The 4,677-nt window shown below is 67.7% G+C and carries 5 protein-coding genes; 2 read left to right on the top strand and 3 right to left on the bottom strand.

Translation table 11 applies throughout. The features are described 5' to 3' along the window. Nucleotides 1–61: 61 nt before the first annotated feature. The gene (locus ABGA94_RS04425) at nt 62–508 is read right to left on the bottom strand and encodes a 3-dehydroquinate dehydratase (RefSeq protein WP_004153636.1); all 447 of its coding nucleotides are present in this window, start codon (nt 506–508) and stop codon (nt 62–64) included. A gap of 3 nt (nt 509–511) precedes the next feature. After that, entirely contained in the window at nt 512–913 is a 402-nt protein-coding gene (locus ABGA94_RS04420; RefSeq protein ID WP_053496494.1) for a hypothetical protein, read from the bottom strand. 244 nt (nt 914–1,157) lie between these two features. Here ABGA94_RS04420 and lepB point away from each other — a divergent pair, with 244 nt between their 5' ends. Both lepB and ABGA94_RS04410 read left to right on the top strand, forming a co-directional pair. Further along, the gene (lepB, locus tag ABGA94_RS04415) at nt 1,158–1,784 is read left to right on the top strand and encodes a signal peptidase I (protein ID WP_005420745.1); all 627 of its coding nucleotides are present in this window, start codon (nt 1,158–1,160) and stop codon (nt 1,782–1,784) included. Nucleotides 1,785–1,908: 124 nt separating this feature from the next. Beyond that, entirely contained in the window at nt 1,909–3,165 is a 1,257-nt protein-coding gene (locus ABGA94_RS04410; protein WP_069138101.1) for an MFS transporter, read from the top strand. Nucleotides 3,166–3,201: 36 nt separating this feature from the next. On the opposite strand, the gene ABGA94_RS04405 is transcribed toward ABGA94_RS04410, so the two are convergent. Further along, nucleotides 3,202–4,389 carry a mechanosensitive ion channel family protein gene (locus tag ABGA94_RS04405; protein WP_216653255.1) on the bottom strand — a complete coding sequence of 396 codons (1,188 nt, stop codon included), beginning with the start codon at nt 4,387–4,389 and terminating at the stop codon, nt 3,202–3,204. Nucleotides 4,390–4,677 lie beyond the last annotated feature (288 nt).

Below are 4,677 nucleotides of genomic sequence, written 5' to 3'. Positions count from 1 at the left end.
CATGCTCGGCTGGCTTTTTCTGGAGACGCAGCCGAGCATGGGCTCGGCTCTACACACAGCGTTACGTCCCCACGTGCACGCGGTTCGCCTGCTCGGCCAGGCCCAGGTGATCGAGCGCGATATCCAGCGCCAGCACATAACTCTGCGCGCCATACCCAGCAGCGATGCCCAGGCGCTGGCCGACACCGGCCGGCAGGCACGGTTCGGCCACTGCGCCGTCGTCATGCACCTCTACGTACGCGTTGTGCAGATAGGGCAGCAGCCGCTGCAGGCGCAGGCTGTTGGCACATGCGCCCGGATCGAGCAGCGTCACCTCACCGCGGCTGTGATCGGCCACACGCAGCGCATCGAGCAGTTCCTGTTCCGAGCCACAGGCACGGATCGCCACGCTGGTTCCGGCGTCGATCGCGCGATGCACCAGCGACTTCAGTACCGGCGCCGGCAGCGGCATCGCGGTGCGGATCAGCGCGCCGGCCGCTTCCGGGCCGCGGATGATGAAGATCGACATGGCTCAGCCCTCCTGCGCCAGGCGACGGCCAACGATGGCCAGCGACAACGGGTAACCGGCCTGCTGGCTGCGCTGGTCGACCACCACGGCGGCCGGACCGTGCTGCAGGCGCAGACGTGCATCCAGGCCCGGCTCGCTGGGAGCCTGCAGTTCGATGTACTGCGCCGGCAGCCGTTCCAGTGCTGCCTGCAGCGCGCCACCTTCGGCCTGCCATTGCGCTTCGTCGGCGGTACCGACATCCAGCAGTACCCAGTCGGCGGAGCGCGCCTGCGGCTGGCACAGGCACTGGCGTACCTCGGACAGGCTGGCGCAGTCGCTGCACAGCACGCGATGGCCGGCCAGCTGTGCCGGCAGTTGGGGACGCGGTGCCGACGAAGAGGCGTGGCGGATCACCAGGAGGGTCATACAACACCTTGCGGAATGCGCCGTGTGGCGCGGTGGGCACACGATGCGCGTGCTGCCCGTAAAGGTGCGATGCCCGCGGCCGGGCCGGGGCGTAAAACCTGCGTAACCCCTTTTGCAGCGCCAGGGTTGCCAGGACTGGGGCGCAGAGCAGCCGAGCGTAGGCTCGGCTCTACAGGAGCGCGGCGCGGGAACCTCTTGCGCCCGGATGTGGTCTGATGCAGCCACCACCCAACCGGAGCCTGTCATGGATGCTGTTGCCCGTCCCCCCTTTTCCCAACGCGCCGTGGCCTGGCTGAAGAAGGAAGCATTGCCGCTGCTGGTGATGCTCGGCCTGCTCGCCGCCGCCCGCGATACCCTGGCCAACCATTACGTGGTGCCAAGTGGTTCGATGCAGCCGACCCTGCAGCCCGGCGACCGGGTGGTGGTGGACATGCGCGCCTACGGTCTGCGTCTGCCATTCACCAACACGGAACTGATGGCGACCGGCACCCCGCAGCGTGGCGAGGTGGCGGTCTTCGACTCACCGGCCGACGGCACCCGCCTGATCAAGCGCGTGGCGGCGGTGGCCGGTGACCATGTGCAGATGCGCGAAGGCCATCTGAGCATCAACGGGCAGCCGCTGCAGATGGCCGACCTGCAGGACGTGGAAGCCTTCGGCGAGCGACGTGCCCGCCTTGATCTGGACATGGGCGGCGGTCCGGACATCGCCGACCTGGTGGTGCCGGCTGGCAAGGTGCTGGTGCTGGGTGACCACCGCGGCAACAGCTTCGATGGCCGCTTCTTCGGCTTCGTCGACGCCGACAAGCTCTACGGCCGCGCGGTGGCGGTGTACTACCGCCGGGGCGACGGCTTCGAGTGGCAGCGACTGTAAGCTGAATTGATACTTCTCGTATATCAATCATGACCTATCAGGTTATGGATCGACTGGATAGACGGGCCTAGTCTGAGGCCCGTTCCCTCCCGCGCTTGGCCGCCCCCACCGGCCCATCGATCCCATGACTGGCGAAACCGCGGCGGCCGTCGAACGCCGCCCCCCCACTGTCGACCCCAGCGCCGAGACCCGCATCCAGCAGGGCACACCGGCCTTTCGTCGCACCGCGCTGGCACTGTTCCTGGCCGGCTTTTCCACCTTCGGCCTGCTGTACACGGTGCAGCCGCTGCTGCCTGAGTTCAGCCGCCATTTCGGCGTGTCCGCCGCCGGCAGCGCCATGTCGTTGTCGCTGACCACCGGCACCTTGGCCGTGGCGATGCTGCTGGCTGGTCTGCTGTCCGATGCGGTCGGCCGCCGCCCGTTGATGATCGTCGCGTTGCTGGCCTCGGCCATGCTGTCGCTGAGCTCGGCGCTGGTGGATGACTGGACCACGCTGCTGGTATTGCGCACGCTGCTCGGCCTGGCGCTGAGCGGCGTGCCGGCGGTGGCGATGACCTACCTGGTCGAGGAAATGGACAGCCGTGCGCTGGGCCTGGCGATGGGCCTGTACATCGGCGGCAATGCCATCGGTGGCATGAGCGGGCGCCTGCTGGCCGGCATCATCGCCGACCACTGGGGCTGGCGCTGGGGTATCGGCGTGGTCTCGATCATCGCGGTGGCCAGCACGGTGCTGCTGTGGCTTCAGCTGCCGCCGTCGCGCCACTTCCATCCCCGTCGTGACGGCCTGCGCCAGTTGCCGTCGCGCTGGCGCATGCTGTTCGCCGACCCGGGCCTGCCGTGGCTGTTCGCCACCTCGTTCGTGCTGATGGGCGTGTTCGTCACCCTCTACAACTACCTGGGCTACCACCTGCTGGCGCCGCCCTACCACCTCAGCCAGACCGTGGTCGGCCTGATCTTCAGTGTCTACCTGGTGGGCACCTTCAGTTCGGCGTGGATGGGCCAGCAGGCAACGCGCTACGGGCGCGGCCGCATCCTGTCGATCTCGTTCGCGTTGATCGGCGCCGGCATCGCACTGCTGGCAATGCCGTGGCTGAGTGCGATGGCACTGGGTATCGCACTGGTCACGTTCGGCTTCTTCGGCGGCCACTCGGTGGCCAGCAGCTGGGTTGGCAGCCGCGCCGGTACGATGCGCGCCGAAGCCTCGGCGATGTACCTGTTCGCCTACTACCTCGGGTCCAGCGTGCTGGGCGGGGTCGGTGGCCTGGCCTATGCGGCCTGGGATTGGCTGGGTGTGTGCCTGTTCGCTGCCGTGCTGACCCTGATCGGTGGTGGCATCGTCTGGGCACTGCAGCAGCGCGCGCCGCAGCCGGTCACCGCGTGACCCACCGCGTACGGTAGTGCCGGCCGCTGGCCGGCGCTACCGTTCGGGTTCCGGCTCCATCGGCACGATTGCCGCCTCACCGTCTTCAGCCCCCGGCGAACGCACATCTGCAGTGCGTGCACGAGGACCTCGCGGCATGTCCAGCTCGTCTGCATGCTGCAGCCGCGCACGCAGCTGCGGCAGCGAGTGCGGATGCTCACGCGCGAGGAAATCGAGCATGCGCTCGCGTACCAGGCAACGCAGGTCGAACGCGTCGCCGGAGCTGCGCGCACTCACCAGCAGGCGCACCTGGATCGCGCGCTCGCTGGTTTCGGTCACCTGGGTCACGCAGACCCGGCCATCCCACAACGCTTCGCCCCGGCAGATGCGCTCCAGTTCAGCACGGATCGCCGCAATCGGGGCACGATAATCCAGCCACAGGAAGGCTGTGCCGAGCAGGTCAGCGCTACGCCGCGTCCAGTTCTGGAAGGGGTTCTCGATGAACCAGGTCAACGGCACCACCATCCTCCGCTCGTCCCAGATGCGTACCACCACGTAGCTGCTGCCGATCTCCTCGATGCGTCCCCACTCGCCCTCGACGATCACCACATCGTCCAGCCGGATCGGCTGGGTCACTGCAATCTGCAGGCCAGCGATCAGGTTGCCGAACACTGGCTTTGCGGCGATACCGGCCACCAGGCCGATGAGGCCCGCCGAGGCCAGCAGCGCGGTGCCGATCTTCTGCACCATGGGGAAGGTCAGCAGCACCAGCGAAGTGCCCAGCACGATGATGCCGCCCATCAGCACGCGGCTGAGCACCCGCGTCTGGGTCTGGATGCGGCGCGCTTCCAGATTATCGGAGACATCGATGGGATGGCTGCGCAGGATGGCCCGCTCACCCGCTGCCACTGCGCGTACCAGCAACCAGATGAAGCAGGCGGTCAGTGCGATATGCAGCACCCGTTGCAGGTTGCCCAGAAGGGGATCCTGCAGCGGCGTGGCCTGCAACGCAGGAATCAACAGCAGCAGCGGCCATGCGGTGGCCATTGGCAGCCCGAGCACACGCCCGATGCGCGCGCGCCGCCGATCACGCCCTTTCAGCCGATGATAGATCCACAGGATCAGCCACGCGCCGATACCGCCCACCACCACGGCCAATCCCAACGGCCATGCGTAGGCCTGTGCGCTCTGCCAGTGCACCCTTGTCACCTCCAGTCGAACCGCCAAGTGGACAGCCTCGCGCATGGCACATGAGCGTCACGTCAGTCGTTTGTAAGGAGGGTGTTGGTCGGCAGGGCTTGCAGCCCTGCACCTGCGGTAGTGCCGGCCGCTGGCCGGCAACCTCAACAGCAACAGCCGAAGCAGAAGCGGGTTTGCTGTGGGATGGCGGGGTGGGTCCGGTTGCGGGGGGCGCTGCAAGTACCCCTCCGGGGCCCGGCCCAGCCGCTGGCGGCTGTGCGTTCGGGCGCTTGCGAAGCAGTGCTTCGCAAGCAAAGCGCCCTCACCCATGTAAGCTCGGTCGCCGCATCCATG

Origin of the sequence: Stenotrophomonas sp. 3diitr2024 (genome assembly GCF_042136455.1) — a bacterium.
Lineage (GTDB): Bacteria > Pseudomonadota > Gammaproteobacteria > Xanthomonadales > Xanthomonadaceae > Stenotrophomonas > Stenotrophomonas sepilia.
The sequence above is the reverse complement of the archived record's forward strand: the minus strand, read 5'-3'. Positions and strand labels throughout refer to the sequence as shown.

Coding starts and splice junctions, on each gene's coding strand:
- ABGA94_RS04425 (WP_004153636.1), bottom strand. CDS start 508: ATGTCGATCTTCATCATCCGCGGCCCGGAAGCGGCCGGCGCGCTGATC.
- ABGA94_RS04405 (WP_216653255.1), bottom strand. CDS start 4,389: ATGCGCGAGGCTGTCCACTTGGCGGTTCGACTGGAGGTGACAAGGGTG.
- lepB (WP_005420745.1), top strand. CDS start 1,158: ATGGATGCTGTTGCCCGTCCCCCCTTTTCCCAACGCGCCGTGGCCTGG.
- ABGA94_RS04420 (WP_053496494.1), bottom strand. CDS start 913: ATGACCCTCCTGGTGATCCGCCACGCCTCTTCGTCGGCACCGCGTCCC.
- ABGA94_RS04410 (WP_069138101.1), top strand. CDS start 1,909: ATGACTGGCGAAACCGCGGCGGCCGTCGAACGCCGCCCCCCCACTGTC.